This window comes from Endozoicomonas sp. SESOKO4 (genome assembly GCF_024606275.1).
Genome location: NZ_JAHHPS010000299.1, coordinates 1 through 2,129, shown reverse-complemented (window position 1 = coordinate 2,129; position 2,129 = coordinate 1). Strand labels below are relative to the sequence as shown.

Below are 2,129 nucleotides of genomic sequence, written 5' to 3'. Positions count from 1 at the left end.
CTCAATTTCTTGCAATCCTCGCTACGGACGCTTAAGTCCGACAGGCTGCTAGAGAAATCCGGCTGGAACATACACACGCAAATTCGCGAAGAAGTTACCTTTGCCGTTGGTCGTATAACCGTCAAAGGCACACTCCACAGCCGGGGGAGGGGAGAAAGGCGGGCTGACTAACTGCTCTTCTAACGGGACGGCCTGCCAATCGCCATCATTGAAGCCAAAGATAATAACCACAGTGTGGGAGCAGGTCGGCAACAGGCACTGGAATACGCCGACCATCTTGATACTCCGTTCGTAAAAGCATCAGCGCCCCTTCTATATCAACAAGGACGGCAAACGTCCGCGCTACTATCAGGCCAACGCCATCAAACGGACCATTGAGGCCATCGCCAAGGGCCAGGATCGTATCCTGCTGGTCATGGCCTCTGGTACCGGCAAAACCTACACCGCCTTCCAGACCATCTGGCGACTATGGAAGTCGAAACAGAATTTGTATAAATCAGTCATGGTCCGCCTCCGGCAGCCAGTCTTCTGTCATGACTTGTTCGTAGGTCCATGGGCATTCAGTCGGGAAAGCGTCGGGTTTGCACAGCATCTCTCTGGCGGCCAGCTTTCGGGCATAATCATAAGCCTTCGGAAAAATCTCAGTCAATTTGCTATTGAGAGCAGGATTTTCCTGAAGCTCTTTCTCTATGGCGTCCCGCTGCTTGGCAATACTGGTTGACCAACTTCGGAACCAACGATCCATCTCATGCAGATCATTTTTTCCAACCTGCATCTGCCATTTAAGAGCGTGCATGAGTAATTGAGACAAACGGCTATCTACAGAACGGTAACGGGCTCTACCCATGTCCTCAACTTCCTCAACCAGGTTGTCAATGTCCAGTTCATCAAAACGGCCTTGCCTGATAAGCTCAGCTTGTTGGTAGGACCATGTGTAGAAATCAGTGTCGTACAAGTTTTCCATAAAATACCTCCATTGGCCTACCAATGTAGGCAATTAACAGAAGGGAATCAAAATGAATTACCAAAGCACAGATGCCTTTGCCGGGTGCTTTACCAGGCGGTGACGGGCAAGAAAGAAGAGCATTACATCTTCAGGCAATTCTCGCCCGACTTCTTTGACCTGATCGTCGTGGATGAGTGCCACCAGGGCAGCGCCAAAGGTTACTGTCAATCACGTTGTATCTCCATTTGTTGTAATTTTTCGGTAATTTAAGGCGTAGAAAAACCTGAGGGTCCGACATACAGGGGTATTCCGACCCCCTTCAAAAACGGATAACAGGCCATCATCATTTTGCAAACAAAAAGTGAGTCACCAGCATCGCAAAATAGCAACAGCGTTAAACAACGTGGTCACTAGCGACATCATCGAAGCAACCCGCAATGGTGAAAACGAACCAAGGGGCCGACCACCCGCTTGATGAATCTGCAGGAGATGGACGGAATGATTAAAGCGACTACCGACCACTAGCTGGTCACCACTGAAGTCAAACGTAATTCGGTTTCCCGGCCAATCCGCACTTCCATGGGGGCTGGCCAGAGTTGTTTGATAACAGATGCTACCATTGTCAAACTGAACAACGTGCAAGCCCCGCTCGCCAGCAATCAAAAAGGTATTGCTGTAGTACTGTCGGATTTCATCCAGTTTTCCCAGGTCTGGCCAGCTTGACTCGATGGTATCCTCCACTCCCTCCCCATTCGGTGGAAACATGGCATTCTCACACGGATTGAATGAACAAACCTGTTGGGTCATGGCCTGCTGCCCGGTAGCGGTTTGACATTGATGGGAATACAACCGACAACCAAGAGCTTGGTAGGAATAGTGAGCAGGACCCGTGCCAGTGGTTTGATTAACCATCTTGGGAGGGCATAAAACTAACTCTCCACCTCTATGGATAACCAACAAGTGTGCATCTGCGAAGGTAGCCCCAACGGGTTGATCAATAACCACCTCATCAATAGCCGGTATCAGTACCGTTATAGGTCGCCAATCTCCAGCCGATTGCTCAAAGCAGGCTATTTGGTTGTCAAACGTCCAACTGACACACAATTGCTTGCTATCTTTACTGAAACTGGCAGAGGAGCAGCCCTGGCGAAAAAGATAGTGACTTTGTCCACCAAAGCGTTGG

At 49.6% G+C, this 2,129-nt stretch carries 2 protein-coding genes and 2 pseudogenes; 2 read left to right on the top strand and 2 right to left on the bottom strand.

What is annotated here, in order from left to right; translation table 11 throughout:
- Positions 1-45 precede the first annotated feature (45 nt).
- Positions 46-484, top strand: a pseudogene (locus KDK16_RS13520) (DEAD/DEAH box helicase family protein); the annotation flags it as partial.
- A 12-nt stretch (positions 485-496) separates the two neighbouring features.
- On the opposite strand, the gene KDK16_RS05615 reads toward KDK16_RS13520, so the two are convergent.
- Complete coding sequence (locus tag KDK16_RS05615) at positions 497-964, bottom strand: DUF29 domain-containing protein (protein ID WP_257275067.1); 468 nt, start codon at positions 962-964, stop codon at positions 497-499.
- 84 nt (positions 965-1,048) lie between these two features.
- On the opposite strand from KDK16_RS05615, the pseudogene KDK16_RS13515 reads away from it, so the two are divergent.
- Positions 1,049-1,159 (top strand): annotated as a pseudogene (locus KDK16_RS13515) (hypothetical protein); the annotation flags it as partial.
- A 153-nt stretch (positions 1,160-1,312) separates the two neighbouring features.
- Here the strand turns inward: KDK16_RS13515 and KDK16_RS05605 are convergent.
- A partial coding sequence (locus KDK16_RS05605; RefSeq protein WP_257275065.1) for a hypothetical protein occupies positions 1,313-2,129 on the bottom strand: 817 nt, incomplete at its 5' end.

Coding starts and splice junctions, on each gene's coding strand:
- KDK16_RS05615 (WP_257275067.1), bottom strand. CDS start 964: ATGGAAAACTTGTACGACACTGATTTCTACACATGGTCCTACCAACAA.